At 40.7% G+C, this 18,427-nt stretch carries 17 protein-coding genes; 5 read left to right on the plus strand and 12 right to left on the minus strand.

Annotation, left to right across the window (positions count from 1 at the left end; genetic code table 11):
• Positions 1-40: 40 nt before the first annotated feature.
• The 7 genes from arsC to MLE14_RS14245 all read right to left on the minus strand — a co-directional run bounded on the left by arsC (position 41) and on the right by MLE14_RS14245 (position 7,243).
• Positions 41-460 carry an arsenate reductase (thioredoxin) gene (gene arsC / locus MLE14_RS14215; protein WP_243299082.1) on the minus strand — a complete coding sequence of 140 codons (420 nt, stop codon included), beginning with the start codon at positions 458-460 and terminating at the stop codon, positions 41-43.
• Positions 461-483: 23 nt separating this feature from the next.
• Complete coding sequence (locus MLE14_RS14220; protein ID WP_243299083.1) at positions 484-1,779, minus strand: arsenic transporter; 1,296 nt, start codon at positions 1,777-1,779, stop codon at positions 484-486.
• A 15-nt stretch (positions 1,780-1,794) separates the two neighbouring features.
• Complete coding sequence (locus MLE14_RS14225; protein ID WP_243299084.1) at positions 1,795-2,139, minus strand: ArsR/SmtB family transcription factor; 345 nt, start codon at positions 2,137-2,139, stop codon at positions 1,795-1,797.
• A 113-nt stretch (positions 2,140-2,252) separates the two neighbouring features.
• Entirely contained in the window at positions 2,253-3,524 is a 1,272-nt protein-coding gene (locus MLE14_RS14230; protein ID WP_243299085.1) for an MFS transporter, read from the minus strand.
• A gap of 35 nt (positions 3,525-3,559) precedes the next feature.
• The gene (locus MLE14_RS14235) at positions 3,560-3,760 is read right to left on the minus strand and encodes a hypothetical protein (protein ID WP_243299086.1); all 201 of its coding nucleotides are present in this window, start codon (positions 3,758-3,760) and stop codon (positions 3,560-3,562) included.
• A 91-nt stretch (positions 3,761-3,851) separates the two neighbouring features.
• Positions 3,852-5,204, minus strand: a complete 1,353-nt coding sequence (locus tag MLE14_RS14240) for an FAD-dependent oxidoreductase (RefSeq protein WP_243299087.1) — start codon at positions 5,202-5,204, stop codon at positions 3,852-3,854.
• A gap of 266 nt (positions 5,205-5,470) precedes the next feature.
• A complete protein-coding gene (locus tag MLE14_RS14245; RefSeq protein ID WP_243299088.1) occupies positions 5,471-7,243 on the minus strand; it encodes a SpoIID/LytB domain-containing protein in 1,773 nt (590 codons plus the stop codon).
• 1,768 nt (positions 7,244-9,011) lie between these two features.
• Here MLE14_RS14245 and MLE14_RS14250 point away from each other — a divergent pair.
• The 5 genes from MLE14_RS14250 (at position 9,012) to MLE14_RS14270 (ending at position 11,760) form a co-directional block, all read left to right on the plus strand.
• The gene (locus MLE14_RS14250; protein ID WP_243299089.1) at positions 9,012-9,335 is read left to right on the plus strand and encodes a PadR family transcriptional regulator; all 324 of its coding nucleotides are present in this window, start codon (positions 9,012-9,014) and stop codon (positions 9,333-9,335) included.
• A gap of 1 nt (position 9,336) precedes the next feature.
• Positions 9,337-9,714 carry a DUF1048 domain-containing protein gene (locus tag MLE14_RS14255; RefSeq protein WP_390628909.1) on the plus strand — a complete coding sequence of 126 codons (378 nt, stop codon included), beginning with the start codon at positions 9,337-9,339 and terminating at the stop codon, positions 9,712-9,714.
• An 18-nt stretch (positions 9,715-9,732) separates the two neighbouring features.
• Complete coding sequence (locus MLE14_RS14260; protein WP_243299090.1) at positions 9,733-10,077, plus strand: DUF1048 domain-containing protein; 345 nt, start codon at positions 9,733-9,735, stop codon at positions 10,075-10,077.
• 171 nt (positions 10,078-10,248) lie between these two features.
• Positions 10,249-11,010: an ABC transporter ATP-binding protein gene (locus tag MLE14_RS14265; RefSeq protein WP_243299091.1), complete on the plus strand. Its 762-nt coding sequence runs from the start codon at positions 10,249-10,251 to the stop codon at positions 11,008-11,010.
• Positions 11,011-11,760 carry an ABC transporter permease gene (locus MLE14_RS14270; protein ID WP_243299092.1) on the plus strand — a complete coding sequence of 250 codons (750 nt, stop codon included), beginning with the start codon at positions 11,011-11,013 and terminating at the stop codon, positions 11,758-11,760.
• Between the two features lie 423 nt (positions 11,761-12,183).
• Here the strand turns inward: MLE14_RS14270 and glmS are convergent, their stop codons facing one another.
• From glmS to MLE14_RS14295, 5 genes are all read right to left on the minus strand, one after another.
• On the minus strand, positions 12,184-13,986 hold the full coding sequence (gene glmS, locus MLE14_RS14275; protein ID WP_243299093.1) for a glutamine--fructose-6-phosphate transaminase (isomerizing): 1,803 nt from the start codon (positions 13,984-13,986) through the stop codon (positions 12,184-12,186).
• A gap of 520 nt (positions 13,987-14,506) precedes the next feature.
• The gene (gene glmM, locus MLE14_RS14280) at positions 14,507-15,856 is read right to left on the minus strand and encodes a phosphoglucosamine mutase (RefSeq protein ID WP_243299094.1); all 1,350 of its coding nucleotides are present in this window, start codon (positions 15,854-15,856) and stop codon (positions 14,507-14,509) included.
• A gap of 30 nt (positions 15,857-15,886) precedes the next feature.
• The gene (locus MLE14_RS14285; RefSeq protein ID WP_243299095.1) at positions 15,887-17,113 is read right to left on the minus strand and encodes a CdaR family protein; all 1,227 of its coding nucleotides are present in this window, start codon (positions 17,111-17,113) and stop codon (positions 15,887-15,889) included.
• On the minus strand, positions 17,106-17,945 hold the full coding sequence (cdaA, locus tag MLE14_RS14290) for a diadenylate cyclase CdaA (protein ID WP_243299096.1): 840 nt from the start codon (positions 17,943-17,945) through the stop codon (positions 17,106-17,108). The genes MLE14_RS14285 and cdaA overlap by 8 nt, the downstream gene beginning before the upstream one ends.
• Positions 17,946-18,165: 220 nt before the next feature.
• On the minus strand, positions 18,166-18,427 hold a 262-nt coding region (locus MLE14_RS14295; protein ID WP_243298557.1), incomplete at its 5' end, for a transposase.

Genomic DNA, 18,427 nt, shown 5'->3' on the forward strand with positions numbered 1-18,427 from the left:
GAAAAACCAAGAGAGGATTCTCTTGGTTTTTTAAATTGATTTACTCCCCAGTTTCTGCAAAGCGTTTAATTCTATCCCCAATTTCATCACGTACTCGTTGGAAAACAGCCCATTTTTCTTCTTCCGTTCCTTCAGCCTTAGCAGGGTCATCAAAGCCCCAATGTACTCGCTTCACTTTAGGAGGTGTAACTGGGCATTTATCGGCTGCATCTCCACATAATGTAACGACTAAATCAGCATTATTGAGGATTTCAGGATCAATCATATCAGAGGTTTGATTCGAAATATCAATTCCAGCTTCCTTCATCGCTTTAACAGCGTTCGGATTTAATCCATGTGCTTCGATACCTGCACTTCTGACTTCCCATTCATCGCCTAAATATTTCTTTGCCCAGCCTTCTGCCATTTGGCTTCTGCAAGAGTTCCCTGTACATAAGAAGTAGATTGATTTTTTTGACATGGTGCATTCTCCTTTATGATTTATTAAAATATTAATAACCAGATATAAAGGCCAACTAAGGTAATAAATAACGTTGGGATGGTTAAAATAATTCCCGTTTTAAAGTATGTTCCCCACGAAATTTTAACTCCTTTTTGGGAGAGCACATGCAGCCATAATAAGGTTGCTAATGAACCAATCGGAGTAATCTTTGGACCTAAATCCGATCCAATTACATTCGCATAAATAAGTGCTTCCCTTATCACACCGCTTGTATTGGTGTCAGCAATGGCTAATGCATCAATCATCACAGTCGGCATATTATTCATTAACGAAGAGAGCGTAGCTGCTATAAAGCCCATCCCAACAGTTGCCGCAAACAGCCCCTGATCTGCTACAGCTTGGATCCAATCTGCTAAAACGGTGGTTAATCCGACATTCCTTAATCCATAAACCACAACGTACATTCCAATAGAGAAAAATACGATACTCCAAGGTGCTCCTTTAATGACTGTACGTGTTTCAACAGCCGGGCTCCTTCTTGCCATGATAAGAAAGAAAATAGCAATCATGCCTGCTATAAAGGAAACGGGAATACCCAGGAACTCACTGGCGAAATAGCCAACAAGCAGTATCCCTAATACGAGCCACGAAAGTCGGAACATTTTTTTGTCACGAATAGCTTCGGTTGGCTTCTTTAGGTTAGATAAATCATAGTTCCTTGGTAAGCTTTTACGGAAAAAAAGATACAAAACTAGAGTACTAGCAATTAGTGAAAAGATATTAGGCACAATCATTCTGGATGCAAACTCAGCAAAGCCAACGCCAAAAAAGTCCGCCGATACAATATTTACCAGGTTACTTACAACAAGAGGAAGAGACGTCGTATCAGCAATAAACCCGCTCGCCATGATAAATGGAAATACCATTTTTTCACTAAAATTAAGATTTCGAACCATCGCCAATACAATAGGAGTTAGTATGAGAGCCGCACCATCATTGGCGAACAGCGCAGCCACAACAGCACCTAATAACGTTACATAAACAAACATTCTGATGCCATTACCCTTTGCTGCTCTTGCCATATGAAGAGCAGCCCATTCAAAAAAGCCAATTTCATCTAATATCAGTGAAATTATAATGATGGCAATGAATGCTAACGTTGCATTCCAAACAATCGAGGTTACGTCTATGACATCATTAAAATCAACGACACCTGCGATAAGTGCTAGTATGGCCCCTCCACAAGCAGACCATCCGATGGACAAGCCTTTAGGCTGCCATATAACGAAGATAAGTGTTACTATAAAAATCACTGCTGCTACTATTACAGATGTCAATGTATGAACCCCCAACTACTCACAAGAGATACGCAATCCTTGTTTCTCTAGTTCTTGTAATTTAAAATCTTGATTCGGAAGATGCTTCAGAATGTTTTGGACTAATGGATAGCATTCGCTGCTCTTATTTAATGAATAAATAATCCACTGCCCTCTTCTCGTTTCTTTTACGACTCCTGCATCTTTTAACTTGCGGATATGCTGGCTGATTGCAGGCTGGCTTGTCTTAAATATTTCTACAAATTCACAAACACAACAATCATTGGTATCTAACATTTTTACCATCGTTAACCGTGTTTTATCACCTAACAATTTTAAAATGGATGCTGCTTTTGCTATTTCAACAATTGATTCTTGCATGCAAGCACCTCCAAATATCAACATATAATCATTTGCTTATATAATACTAAGCTTATATATTTTGTTCAACTGTGTATAAAAAGGAACCCTTAATGGGTTCCTACTTTTAATATTTAATGCTTAAAATGATGAATGATAACTGATTCTGCTTTTTTGTACTTAATCTTTTTTTCACTTAAATGAATGATTGACCAAAGAATTGCTAAAAGGATAAATATTCCTGCACCGCCCCAATAGAGATATGTAAAACCTAACTTAAATTGAAGTATCAGGTAGCTGATAAAAGGGCCTAAAGCTGCACCAACATCCTGAGCAATTGAGTATACCGTTAGAAACGAAACTACATTTGCAGTCTTAGCAGCATCTAGTGCAATGGCATCCATGACAGTTGTTATTGAGGTGGCACCAATCATGACGAAGAAGGTAATGATAACCCATACACTAATTGTCAAATTACTGGAGATCATGCCAAATGTTAAACTGGCAAAGGCTAGGGAGATAACAAAAATAGGAATCCTTCCTCTTGGCCCATCTGACCATTGCCCAAAAAGCTTTCCAAGCGACGGCTCCCATACCCATCTGACTGAAAGAATGATACCTGACAGTAACGTTGCACTTAATACAGTACCGAATATAGGAATATGATTACCATGAACCTGTTCAATGACTAAACTGATGGTAGAAGTAAAAACCCCTTGATATAACATGGTAATAAAAAAACCTGTAGTGATAATGCTTAACTTATATTTAAATGTTGATTGTAAAAGGATCGCTTTATCAAGAACCGGAACCTTTTCAGCTTTATGAGGTTTTTCCTTTGTTTTAAGAAAGTACATGATTAATGGAATCCCTAAAAGAGTAAGAACACCAAAAATCATGGAAACCGTACTTAACCCAATGAAGGGAACCAAAATTCCTCCAAGAAGCATTCCTCCTAAGCTGCCCAGGCGGTACACCCCATTATATAAGCCCATGGATTGACCGCGATGTCTTTCATCAGCAAGAAATGCGACAGCCGATAGACCTCCGATTCGAAAAAGTGACCAAGCAATCCCCCATAACCCGCGTAATAGAACCCAGGCGATAAACCCTTCTAACAAACCATAACCTAAGGTTGTTAAACCGCCTAAAATAACGGCTATAAGCAGCCCGGATTTTAAAGATATCTTTTTATAAACCCATCCTACCAATGGATTGAAAGGTAGTCGGACGAACCGGTTTATGGAGAGGAGAATACCGACCTGCCACATTGAGTCTAGCCCGGCCTCTTCCCAATAAAGGGGTAATGCTATATATAGCATGGAATCTCCTAAGAGACTTAAAGCTGTTACAGTGGCAATAACTGTAATAACACGGGAATCATCAAGGCTTTCCTTTGCTTCCATATTAGATACTCTCCTTTCCCGCAATAAAAATCATCCTACAATCCTTTTAGTTCCTTATAGGCCTTTAAAAATTGCTGGTACGTTTCATGGCCCAAGCTATCTTCCTGCAATCCAAATAAACGCTGAAAGGCTAACTCCTTCGCTTCTTCAACCTGGTAACTATACGCATTCATAATTAATTTTATATATGAAATAAAATATTCTTTTCGTAATGAACCCGCACGATTAATGACCATTTTTCTTCTCCTCTGAACTTTAAATGCTCAAAAATTTTACGGGAAGCCAAAGCTTCCCATAATCTTAGTCACTCAAATATAAGTACCTGAATCAATTACAACAGTTATTATTGTTGAGATTTGTACTGCAGACCCCCGTTTCAGGTAATTCTAATTCCACTTTTTCAGCGGAAACAAAATCTCCACAAAGGTAAGCTACTACTGATCTAACCTGTTCATATCCGGTTGCCATCAGAAATGTTGGAGCCCTGCCATAGCTTTTAGAACCAATAATGTAGAAATTTCTTTCGGGCTGACGCAGTTCTCTTTCCCCGTGCGGACGTACGGTACCACAGCTATGGATGTTAGGATCGATGAGCGGAGCCAAGGCCTTCACGCTTTCAGTTGCTGAATCTATAGAAGTTCGAATTTCATTAATCATGGTGAAATCAGGACGGCTCCCTGTATTTACAATCAACTCATCAATTCCAGTAAGACTCCTGTCTTCAGCCTGAAGTTCAATTCCTTCTTCAGATTTCTTAATCAGTTGGATATAGAATGGAGTGATCACTTCTATTTTCTGTTCGTCAACTAGCTTATGAATTCTACTGCCTAGAGCACCCCGAGCTTCAAGAGCATCTTTTTCTTCTCCGCCATAAGCATCTTCAACTCGCTGTCTTCTCATAATCCATAAAATGTCTGTTTTAGGAAAAGACTCTTTTAGTTTCACCAAATCCAATAATGCATTGATGGCTGAGTGCCCTCCACCTACAACAGCTACCCGCTTGTTGGCATATCGTGCCTGTTCACTACCTAAAACATCGGGAATCCCGTAAAAAATCTGATTCTGAAGTGATTTCTCTTCTTTAAACCATATTCCGCTTGAGACAGCAGGATTCGGATTTCCCCAAGTTCCTGTTGCATCAAGCACAGCCCCAGCTTCATATGTTTTATACATACCATTGTTTTCAGTATGAATAATAAACGGGATATGGTCTCTATTCCATGTTTTCATTTTATCAATATTTTTTCTGCCTATTGCTAGTACTTTTGTATTTAAATGAACAAATGGCTGAATTTCTGGAAGATTAGCTAATGGTTGTAAGTATTGTTGAACAAGTTCTTTCCCTGTCGGCAATTGGTCTAAATTTGGATGTCTCCATCCACTTGTTTCGAGTAAACTCAGAGACGCTTTATCGATGTTATAACGCCAAGGTGAAAATAATCGAACATGTCCCCAGGTTAAGATATTGGCACCTACTTGATTACCCGCTTCTAGTAAGACAAAGGATTTCCCTCGCACCGCTAAATGGGCTGCTGCTGCTAAGCCAACAGGTCCTGCACCAATAATCGCAACTGGCAAACTATGTTTTACATCATTGTTGAACGTACTATTATTCTTAACGCTAGTTGTTGGACTGCAACATCCTTTTACTTGAATCGGAATATTTTTTAGATTGGTCATAATGTTTACTCCCTCTTTCATTAAATTTTTATGAATGACCGAGACAAGGTATTTGCAATATGCAAGTATTTATTACGAGATTTTACCCTGAAAAGGTTCAATTCATTAGGTTCACTTTAAACATTCTTTCTTGCTTGCTAGTTTTTTCCTTTGATTTATTTATACATAATTAATTTGCAAAACGCAAGTATTTGTTTAAAATTTTATTGATGCAAAAAATAACTGCTGTCCATATAGAACAGCAGTTTTGAATTTGCACGATCTATTTACTTTCCTAATTCAGTTAACACGGAAAGGTCAGTCAACGACATATTTGGATAGTAAGAAGTTAAAATTCTGTCGTAGTCATAGTTTAATGTTGTACCAAGGTAATAAGCACCGTATTGACTCATCCCTACACCGTGGCCGTTTCCGCCGCCATAGAATGTAACACCCTTTTCCTCATCCATTTCAAAACCAAAGAAAGCTGATGGCAGGATGGTGTAGTTATTTAAGGTTCCAGTGTAGTCTTTGCTTCCAGCGGCAGCGCGGTGCAAGACCACGTTTTCTCCGCCTGTAAATGCATTGCTTGGTCTGATGGTAAAACGAATATTGTACTCTTTTACAATTTTATAGGTACCTGTGGTTCCCTCAATCACAAGCTCCATAATATTTCCGCCATCACCGCGTTTTGCAACGTACATGTCCACAAATTCCCCGATTCCTTCCGCAGGGATTGGCTGGCTTACAAATTCTCCGGTCTCATTTTGAGTTAACACAAAATTAGGATCAGCTTTTTGTCTGCTTATAATGTTTGCATTAATCGTATTCTCTAACTCTTCTTTAGACAGGCTAACCTTCCATCTAAACCAAGGAGAATTTCCATCATAGCCTGTATGAGACAATGTTTTATAGAAGTCTAGTATTTCTTCTTCACTTTGTGTATCTATTTCAAGCATTTTGCTAGGATCATTCGGATCAAATGTATGGCTTTGCGCAATCAAATACGGTACGACTTGACCCGGAAATGAACCATCGGCATCTGCCCATACCTGATGTTTTGAAGCCCCATATCCTCCAGAAGTAGAGTAGTATCTGGCATCTACTAAACTACCATCTGCACCTAACATAATAACGCCCGCAGTTTCATTTACTGCCTGTGTTGTAATTGCATTTTCTGGAGTATTGTTATAAACCTGACTCATAACGCTGTCTAATACAAAGAATCCATCCTTTGCAAAGCGATCGCTTAAGTAATCCCCTAATGCATAGGTTCTAGCAGCAACAGCTTGAGCTTTTAGTGCCTCAAGTCCAAAATAAGCTGGCATCTCACTTGGAACGACTTGATATAAATATTGCTCGAAATCCACTTCGTTTATTAAGTTCAGCTTATCCCCTGCATCAGATACAGTTATTTCAAAAAACCCGCGATAAGACGGATCCCCGCTTGCTCTTGTAATATTCTCTACTTTGATTTTGCTTCCCTCGTCCGTAAATGCATACAGTCTGTTAGGAGTCGTATATAATACATCTCCATTCGCATTCGTTACTGTTATTTCCCCTGAATCAGGTGTAAACGTAACTTTTTCTCCTGCAGCAACTGCCAAGGTTTCACCAGCCACTTTATCAACGATTTCAAGTCCTGCTTGAGAACTTAATACAATTGTATCGTGGTCAACCGTCGCAAAACCTGAAGTCATAATCCCTACTCTCATTGTTTCAATCGGGGTAGGACCATCGATCAAAATTTTCGTAATTTCATTTTTATGGTTCACGCGAACGGTTACATTTTCCGCACCTACTCTTACATCATCGAGCGTTTTTTGAAACACTCTGTTTTCGCCTTTTTGTATTACATCGTAATTGTTTGCAAGCTTTAACTCACCTTGAAGCTCTAATTCAAGCACTTCTTGATCCTTTGCCATTATTTTTTCCGTATACTCAACCCAGGATCTCTGTTCTTCTGATTCGGAAGCTTGTCCTAATTGAGAAAAAAGCCCAGTAAAAATAACGGTGATGGCCAATACACGAATCCATTTACTTACTCGGTTTGCAAGCATAAACTATTCCCTCACTTTCCTATTTTGGTAGCGCTTTCTAATCATTGCAAATCTAGTAAACTATTTCATGATTCTCCCTTAATTAGTAGATTCGTGGGTTTATCGTAACATATTAAATTTTCTGAAAAAAGGGACTTTATACCTGTCTAGTATCTAGAGATTTATAGCTTTGTTCGAATAAATAAGTCTATAGACTTGGTCTATATCCTTCTAATATCGTCACCCCTAAATGGATAAAATGCATCGACACCGTATATTTGCATAAAAAAGACCGAAGCTCTGCAGTTCAATACGTGACGGAATATAAACGTTGCGGACCCGCACAAAATCAGTGCGTGACGGCACATATACAGTGCGGACCAGCACATAAACTGTGCGTGACGGCACATAACAGTGCGAACCCGCACATAAACTGTGCGCACCGGCACATAAACGGTGCGAATCGGCACATAAACGGTGCGGATCGGCACATAAACTGTACGTGACGGCACATAACAGTGCGGACCAGCACATAAACAGTACGTGACAGCACATAAACAGTACGGAACGGCACATTTACAGTACGTCACGGCACATAAACGGTGCATGACAGCACATATACAGTACGTGACGGCACATAAATGTTGCGTGCCGACACATAAACGGAATGGAACGGCACATTTACAGTGCGCACCGGCACATAAACAGTACGGAACGGCACATTTACAGTACGGACCGGCACATTTACAGTACATGACCGCACATAAACGGTGCGTGACGGCACATAAACAGCGCAGACCCGCACATAAACAGTACGGACCGGCACATAAACAGTGCATGACGGCACATAAACGGTGCGTGCCGACACATAAACGGAACGGACCGGCACATTTACAGTGCGGACCAGCACAAAAACGGGTTAAGTGGTGGTTCGGAGTTCCCCGCTTCCGGTAGTTACACCCTCCCTACCGGTTGTAAAACCCTCTCTTCCGGTAGTAACTTTAATAAATTTCAGCCAAAACAACAGAAAAATCGAATGCAATGGCACCCGATAAAGGTGTTTGAACCTCTCTTAAACTTGTTTTAAAAGTCACTATCCCGTTACTCAAGCTTTGAAATTCATGCCAGTGTTCTGCTTGTATATTTGAATTAGGATCATGAATAATACTTTTTGTCTTTTCGTATGTCCAGTATATTCTTTATTGTTTGACGCAGATGGTTCGACCGCAAAGTATAAAGTGTCAGTTCCAAAAGTTTTCCATAACTGGATGAAGGTAATAAGGTGATTTCAAGACATAAATATTTTTAAAAATCTTTGTACTATTTATTTCCTTTGACAATTTAGCTACCATAACAATGTTTGAAGGTGTTCCATAGATGTTAATATTGGTATCGAATTCTTTTTAAGAAAAATAGTTGACACCCTTACTACTCGGTGTTACAATGTACCTGTAATAAGCAATACTTAATAGCGTGATTTAAAGCTATGGTACTAAGTTATACTGAATATAAGTCAGACAAAATAGAGGAGGATCTGAACATGTGAAAAATTTATTTCCTTTAACCGAAATAGATACCGTATCAATATGTGAAGGTGTTGCATAGCCGTTAAAATTGGTATCGAAATATTTTGAAGAAAAATAGTTGACACCCTCACTACTCGGTGTTACAATGTACCTGTAATAAGCAATACTTAATAGCATGATTTCCAAAAGCTATTAAGTAAAATTTTTCCTCAGTACTAAGTTATACTGAATATAGGTCAGACAGAATAGAGGAGGCTCTAAACATGGAAAATTTAACTGAAATGCTGAAGGGTGTGCTGGAAGGCTGCGTGCTGGAAATCATCAGCCGCCATGAAACCTATGGCTACGAGATTACCCGCTTACTGAACGAGCTTGGGTTTACCGAAGTCGTGGAAGGGACGGTCTACACCATCCTCGTGCGATTAGAAAAGAAAAAACTTGTGAACATAGAAAAAAAACCGTCAGATATGGGACCACCCCGCAAGTTTTACTCACTTAATGAGGCTGGCCGCCAGGAACTTGAATTGTTTTGGAAAAAATGGGATTTTTTATCTTCAAAAATTAATATGCTAAAGGGGGAGGAGTAATATGAAGAAATTTATAGAGCTAATCTCTGGAGATTTAGAAAGCAAGAAGGAATACAAAGCATTTATGAAAAAAGTAAATTCCCTACCGAAAGATTACGTCTATGTGTTCAAAAAGATTCAAAAGTACATGTGGAATTTCGGATATGGATTTGGTGAAGAAATCATCCATTTGTATGAACTGTTTGAAGCTAGTGCAGCAGAAGGCAAGCATGTGCTAGATGTTACAGGTGAAGACGTGGCGGCGTTTGCCGACGAATTAATGGCTCTCTCAAAACTAGATGGAGAATCGGCAAGTATATTAGGTGGGCAAGTAGATTTGAAAAAAGAAATTGAGAGTAGAGTTGAACAGCAAGTAAAAATATGGACGAATAAAAAATAAGGCAGGAGGTTAAATACTATGGTAAATTTCATTAAAAAGATACTTGACGATAAAAAAGAATACAAAGAAATGATGGCGCGTGTGGAAGCTTTGCCAGGCGACTACCCAGAAGTCTATAAAAAAATATGCAACTATATGTGGAATTTCGCCTCTGGAAGCGGCATGGATATGCTGAGAATCCAGTATGATCTCATTGATTTGTTTGAAGCTGGTGCGGCAGATGGCAAAGACGTATTGGAAGTGACGGGTGAAGACGTGACAACTTTCGCCAATGGACTTATCGACCAAGCAAAAAGATGGGATGATAAGTTACGCAATAATTTGAACAAAAGCATTCTGAATCGTGTGGGTAAGAAAAAATAAGCGTTGAATAATCCAACTGAAGAGCTTCTTTATTAAAAAGCTGTTCAGTTAAATTTTGAACCACTATATAGTATAACTGATTATCTGTCATACTATATAGGCAAACCCAGTTGCAGGCGCACTGCACTGTGAGGACGCGCCTTCAGCTTTATAAATAGGAGGGAAACAATGATGAGTAATGTAGCGATTTCTGTAAAAGGATTAAAAAAATCCTTTAAAGATAAGGAAGTCTTAAAGGGAGTGGATTTTGAGGTGCGGCGTGGCGAAATTTTCGCACTGCTGGGCTCAAATGGAGCGGGCAAGACGACGACGGTCCATATCCTCTCGACGCTGATGAAGCCTGATGGCGGCGAAGCAAGTATTTGCGGATCTGATGTCCAGCGTCAACCGGATCAGGTTCGCCAGAGCATTAGCCTGACAGGGCAGTTCGCCGCTTTAGACGGCATGCTCACCGGGCGGGAAAACCTGATCATGATCGCCAAGTTGCGGGGAGTTTCCAATCCCGCTCAAGTCGCAGACCATTTGCTTACAAGATTCAGCCTGACCGATGCGGCCAACCGCAGGGCAGACCAATATTCCGGCGGGATGAAGCGCCGGCTTGACATCGCCATGAGTCTGATCGGTACGCCAGCCGTCATTTTTCTCGACGAACCGACGACAGGGCTTGACCCTGAAGCTCGGATTGAAGTCTGGAATACCGTCAAGGAGCTTGCCGGCGGCGGTACGACCATCTTGCTGACAACCCAGTACCTGGAGGAAGCCGAACAACTGGCGGACCGTATCGCCATCCTGCATGGCGGAAAAATCATCACGACTGGTACCCTTACCGAACTTAAAAGTTTGTTCCCGCCAGCGAAAGTGGAGTATGTCGAGAAGCAGCCGACATTGGAGGAAATTTTCCTCGCGATCATCGGCAAAAAGGAGGAGATGTAAATGAAAAGCAGAACAGGGGTATTACTAGGGCGTTTAATGCGTAACATCATGCGCAGCCCGGATACGATTATCACGGTGGCGATTACGCCGATTATGATGATGCTGCTGTTTGTCTACGTATTTGGCGGCGCCATAAAGACAGGAACGGAAAACTACGTCAATTATTTATTGCCGGGAATCTTGCTAATGGCGATTGCATCCGGCGTCTCTTACACTGCCTTTCGGCTGTTTGGGGATGTAAAGAGTGGGCTGATGGCGCGTTTCATTACCATGCCGATCAAGCGCTCGTCGGTATTGTGGGCTCATGTGTTGACATCGCTTGTTTCTAATGCGCTTACTGTCGTGGTGGTTATCCTCGTCGCGCTCATTATGGGCTTCCGTTCCAGTGCTGGTATCTTGGATTGGCTCGCGGTAGCTGGAATACTCGGGCTGTTTACGCTGGCGCTGACATGGCTTTCGGTTATTCCCGGCTTGACAGCGAAGTCTATGGAAGGAGCGACGGCCTTCTCGTACCCGCTGATATTCCTGCCGTTTATCAGTTCGGCATTTGTACCGACCGAAACCATGCCTAAAATTGTCCGTGCGTTCGCTGAGAACCAGCCCGTGACTTCAATCGTGAATGCGATTCGTGCCCTCTTATATGAAGGGTCTGTTGGCAACGATATCTGGATCGCGCTTGCCTGGTGCGTCGGTATCATGGTCATCACTTACTTCTTCGCCAGTAAAGCATTTAAACGCCAGTTAGGGTAAGTACACTATCGGTTCGGTGTTTCGTGGCAACTAAAATCTTCCCAAATAAAAAATAGGTTTGGGAAAGCAAAGAAAATTTTCCGTGCTTTAATGATTTGTCATGTTCTAAAGGAAACTAATGTGGATATAACACCTTCATGTTATTCAGTATCGGGCGCAATTCTTGAATAAGAATTGTGCTTTTATTTTTTTAATTGCCAAATACAAGTACAATTTACTTACAACAAAATACAGCCTGCTTTTATAAAAAACAGAATTCAGATCAATCTATTTCAATGGAACAATTGATTTTCAAATACAGTTATACATTAAAACCTGGTTAGAAAATATACTAACCAGGTTTTTAAGTCATCACTTAGTAGTCTAACCTACTAATGAGTGATCGAGTCACGATTGAGTTGTCTCAAAACAAAACAATTCATTTTACTCCACCGTCACACTCTTCGCCAAGTTCCGCGGTTTATCCACATCACAGCCTCTGTGCAGGGCTGCGTAGTAAGCTAGTAATTGTAACGGTATGACTGAGATAAGGGGTGTTAACATTTCGTTTACTTCTGGAAGGACGAAACGGTCGTCTTCCTCTTCTAAGCCTTTCATAGAAATGACGCAAGGATAGGCGCCGCGCGCTACTACCTCTTTGACATTCCCCCGAATGCTTAAGTTAACGCTTGGTTGTGTAGCCAGCGCAATCACTGGTGTTCCTTCTTCAATAAGGGCAATGGTTCCGTGCTTTAATTCCCCGCCGGCAAAGCCTTCTGCTTGAATATAGGAGATTTCTTTGAGCTTTAGCGCCCCTTCTAGTCCAACATAATAGTCAAGCGAGCGGCCAATAAAGAAGGCATTTCTTGTGACAGATAGGTACTCACGGGCGATGTATTCGATCTCGTCTTTCGTATCAACCAATACCTGAATGGCATTTGCTACGATACCAAGCTCTTGAATAAGGTCAGCTTCGAATCCAAGACCTTTTGCTTTCCCAGCTACATGGGCTAAAATCGCAAGTACAGCTAGCTGGGCTGTGTAAGCTTTAGTAGAAGCAACCGCAATTTCAGGGCCAGCATGCAATAGCAATGTATAGTCAGCTTCACGGGATAGTGTTGAGCCCGGAACATTTGTAATCGTTAATGCCGGGTGGCCTAATTCTTTAACGTGGACTAAACAAGCACGGCTGTCTGCTGTTTCCCCGCTCTGTGAAATAAAGACAAACAGCGGTTTTTCAGACAGTAGCGGCATATTATAAGCAAATTCACTCGCTACATGGACCTCTACCGGAATTTTAGCCATTTTTTCAATGAACTCTTTTCCGACTAATCCGGCATGATAGCTCGTTCCAGCCGCAACAATGTAAATCCGGTCAGTCTGATTTACAGCCTCTACGATTTTGGGATCGATGCTAAGCTCGCCTGCTTCATTTTGATAAGCTTGAATAATTTTACGAATGACCGCTGGCTGCTCATCGATTTCCTTTAGCATATAGTGAGGGTAAGTACCTTTTTCAATATCACTGGCATCTAATTCAGCGATGAAAGGAGCCCGCTCCACTACTTCTCCGTTAAGCTTTTGAATCGTAACCGATTCTTTTGTTACAGTTACCATTTCTTTATCCATAAGCTCCACATAACGGTCCGTTACTTGAAGCATCGCCATCGCGTCACTAGCCACCACATTAAAGACATCGCCAAGGCCAACCAGTAATGGGCTTTTATTTTTTGCAACAAAAATCGTGTCTGGATTCTCGCGGTCTAAAAGGGCGAGGGCATATGATCCATGTAACAGCGATAGCGTTTTGCGAAACGCTTCATTCACTTCCAGTCCGTCATTTACGAATTTTTCAACGAGCTGAACAATCACTTCTGTATCTGTTTCGCTGTTAAATATTACATCTGCCAAGTACTCGCGCTTAAGCTGGAGGTAATTCTCAATCACTCCGTTATGAACAAGCGTAAATCTTTCGGTTGTACTTTGATGAGGGTGTGCATTCTCCCGGCTTGGTTCACCGTGGGTTGCCCAACGGGTATGGCCAATTCCAGTATGGCTCTCAACTGAAGGGTCAACTATTTCACGAAGATCTGCAATCCGTCCTTTTTCTTTGAAAACTTGCACACCTGATTCTGTTTGAACTGCGATACCTGCAGAATCATAACCTCTATATTCCAGCTTCTCTAAACCTCTTAAAAGAATCTCTTTTGCATCTGTATTTCCGATATATCCAACAATTCCACACATACTTCATTTGCCTCCTAATTTTTGGGGGGCAAAAGGAAGCCACGGTGTTCGGGGCAATCCAATTGCCCCCTTATCTCTAGTTAGTCTAATAGCTCGTGATATCTCCAGTTTTACTGGGTAGCACTCGCCTATGAAGCGGTCTGCATCCCCATTCCTTTGTGCAGAAAGTCACCTTTCTGTTTTAAGAATAGAGTTTCAGCTGTGCAGAGCAGCTGGAAGGCATCCGCCGAAAACTTCGATCGTCCTTCTCCTCGTCAACTAAACAAATCTGTTTAGTTCTGGCGCTTTATCATAGTAAGTGTCCTCCTACCCTCCTTTTCATTGAATATGTTCTGTATACCCCGCTTTTAGCATAACAAAACACATGTATTGATATTACAATACCTGCTTTGTACCGTCAACTAAAAGCTTTCCTTCATGATAAGGGGAAAATTTGCCAATCCTTTTCTTTTTAGGGGTATATACAAAGATATGCAGGAGTGGAATAAGGGGTTCCACCTCTGCATATCTCCTTTTCGCATTATTCAGCCAGGCCCATTTCTTTTTTTACAACTTCTGCAATCCGCTCTACGTATTCTTGACATTGTTCTTCTGTCTGCGCTTCTACCATAACGCGAACTAATGGTTCTGTACCCGAAGGACGTACAAGTACACGGCCATTTCCATTCATTTCTTGTTCTACGGCTTCTATCACTGCTTTGACTTTTTCATTATCTTTTACATGTTCTTTATCAGTTACCCGAACATTGACTAATTTTTGCGGGTATTTCTTCATTTCAGCTGCTAATTCTGAAAGCGGCTTGCCGGTAATCTTTAAAATATTGACAAGCTGAACACCCGTTAATAATCCGTCACCTGTTGTATTGTAATCCAGGAAGATAATATGGCCAGATTGTTCGCCGCCTAAGTTGTAGCCATTCTTTTTCATTTCCTCTACCACATACCGGTCGCCGACTGCTGTTTGGACACTTTCAATTCCATGTTGCTCAAGGGCTTTATAAAAACCAAGATTACTCATAACCGTAGATACAACCGTATTATGGCGTAACCGTCCATCTTCCTTCAGATACTTCGCACAAATATACATAATCTGATCGCCATCTACGATGTTTCCGTGTTCATCTACTGCTATCAGACGATCCCCATCCCCGTCAAAGGATAGACCGACGTCTGCTTTTTTCTCTAATACAAACTGTGCTAAAGCCTCAGGATGTGTCGATCCAACCCCATCATTAATGTTTAACCCATTCGGAGAGGCACCCATTGTAGATAGATCGGCTTCAAGGTCTGCAAAAAGATGCGCAGCAAGAGAAGATGTAGCACCGTGAGCGCAATCTAGCGCAATATGTATACCGGTAAAGTCTTCATCCACTGTTGTTTTTAAATACTGAAGATACTTTTGACCGCCCTCTAGATAATCATTTAATTGTCCTAAATTTGCCCCCGTTGGTCGCGGCAAAGTGTCTTCTTCTAAATCTAATAAAGCTTCAATTTCATTTTCTTGTTCATCCGATAATTTAAAACCATCTGGACCAAAAAATTTGATTCCATTATCAGCGACTGGGTTATGAGATGCAGAAATCATAACGCCTGCATGTGCCCCTAGAAATTTTGTTAGATATGCAACCCCAGGAGTTGAAATGACTCCTAGGCGCATCACTTCTGCTCCTATTGAAAGGAGACCTGCAACAAGTGCACTTTCCAGCATATGTCCAGATATTCTTGTATCACGTCCGATTAAAACTTTTGGCCGATCTGTTTCTTTTGTTAAAACATAACCGCCAAATCTCCCTAGCTTAAAAGCAAGTTCAGGAGTTAGCTCTGAGTTTGCAACCCCTCTTACGCCATCTGTTCCAAAATATTTACCCATGTATCTTTCGCTCCTTTATTTCATTTTCAACTAGCCTTCTGTCGGTTCTTGAATGAGGATTTGAACTGTTGATTCTGAAATTTCCCAGTCTACATTTTGAGGCGGGGTAAAGGATAACTCGACTTCATGTTCCCCAGCATCTAATGCAGATACGTCTATTAATACTTGAAGAGCATCGGCTTCAATTGCATTAATAACTTCTGGGCTGCCTATTAAGGTTATGTTGGTTGAACCAGTTTCTGGATTCACAAACTCAATCTCCTCGTTCTCTCCTAACCCTTCAATTTCTATTGGGATGTCGGTGAACGTAACCTCTTTTGTAAGAGTAATCGTCAATGTGACTTCATTTGGTTCCATTAAAAGGACACCTTCTGGGACTTCCAGCGGAACCGTTATTTCTCTGGACTCAGTAAGCTGAGCCATGTTTACGGGAATCTCAATATCATTAATTTGATCCAATATTTCTTGACTTGTTGCCCTGATGGTCGTTGATTCTTCTGATAAAGTCATGGACTCAACCGTAACTCCCTCAGGTAAAACTCCCTCACGTTTAATCACGATTGGTACTGTTTTTTCAATCGGCCTTACCGGGATCGTAACATCTACTACTTCTGGTTCAACTATTACATCTAATTTGTTTAAGAATCGGTCTAGTACTTGAACTCTTGCTTCTCTCGTCACTGTATTATCGAGTGTTCCGTTTGTGTCTATGGTTGCTTTTACGTATGAAATTTTCTCAACAATATCTTTAGCACCCGTAATCTGTACCGTTTTAGGCTCAACAGAGGGTTGTCCGGCACTAAAGCCTTCTTCTAGTATATCAGCATTAAATTCTGGTTCGACTGTAAATTCCTTTGTAACTTTTTCCTGAACTGAAACTGTTACATAGGTTGGATCAATGGTAGCAGTTAGCTTATCCGATAAGTTTCTGATCTGGATTTGAACTTCCTGCTCACCAATTTCCGCATTGGTTAAGTCAATAAATACTTCAAAATCTTTCAGTCGAATCGCAGATTGAACAATCGTTCTCGGTCCTTGAATATTGACCGTAACCGTTTCCGGTGCACCAGTTACGACTAAATTATCCGTGTCATAATAAAGATTGACTGGAACTTCTAAAGTCTCACTATTATTACCTGCACCATTGGAATCCTGAACGGTATCGTCTTGCTGAAAATTAACAGATGTATAGAGCAATAGAGCTAACAAGAAAGCAACGATCCTTAGAAACCAAGGACTATCCATAAATTTATCCATTATCTCTCCCCCTAAAGCTCCACTTTGAAGAGGAAGGTTGTTTGACCTTTGTGGACTGCATCAATTCATTTGTCAGCATTTCTCTAAATCCATCCATGGTCAAATCACGATGCAGTTCCCCATTTTTGGTAATCGAAACACTGCCTGTTTCCTCTGAGACCACCACCGTTATACTGTCTGTTACCTCACTTATACCAAGTGCAGCCCTATGTCTCGTTCCTAATTCCTTCGATATGTACGGGCTTTCTGATAATGGCAGGTAACAGGCTGCAGCTGCCACACGGTTCTTTTGTATCACAACGGCGCCATCATGGAGTGGTGTATTCGGAATAAAAATATTAATTAATAACTCAGAAGTAACATGAGATTCTAGAGAAATTCCCGTTTCGATGTAGTCGCTCAAGCCTGTTTCTCTTTCGACAGAGATAAGAGCACCAATCCTTCGTTTCGCCATGTACGCAACGGCTTTTACGATACTTTCAACCACATGCATTTGTTCCTCTTCTTCTTGGACATAGCTTTTTGAGAAGAGTCTTCCTCTTCCCAGCTGTTCCAAGGCACGGCGCAGCTCAGGCTGAAAAATAATGATAACCGCCAAAAATCCCCATGTAAGAGCTTGTTCCATCATCCAGCTTAAAGTCGTAAACCCAAATAAACGGCTAAAGCTTTGTACAATTACAATCACGAAGATTCCTTTTAGCAGCTGTACAGCTTTGGTTCCGCGAATGACTGTAATTAATTTATAGATGACGTACCAAACTAATAGCACATCTATAAAATTCGTTAAATAATCAATCAAGGTAAAATCTGAAAAGTAATCTGCAAATGGCATATGTTTTCCTCCAAGTTTACAAATGCAGCTTACAAAAAGTGTAGTTTCTTTTATCTTTCATACTTATTGAATCACTTATTTATTTGAAAGCTATTTTCCTATTATATCATACCTTTTTCGTATTGAAGAATCCAATCAAATCCATGTCCTTGATTAGATAAAAAAGCTTCTTTTTTGGTTCTCCGTCAAATGTTGGGGTGATGACTAATTGTCGTCACCCTTAACCAATGTGAACCCCAATTCCTTTATATTGATGTGAAAGTAATATTTTGGCTCTAAAGCGTTTAAAGCTTCTAAAGCCAAATGCGTTTCGTTTTAATACTTTGGTTGAGTTATTGATCCCTTCCAAAAAACCATTGGAAAAGTTATATGCAAAACTATTAAGAATTTCGGTTTGCCAGTTTTGAATGGTTTGAATGGCCTTTTTCATTTCTGGAATTTCAGAAGCCTCAACCAGTTGATAAAAATCCTTTAGTTCTTGT

Source organism: Bacillus litorisediminis, from assembly GCF_022808645.1.
In the GTDB taxonomy this organism is placed as follows: domain Bacteria; phylum Bacillota; class Bacilli; order Bacillales; family JC228; genus Bacillus_BF; species Bacillus_BF litorisediminis.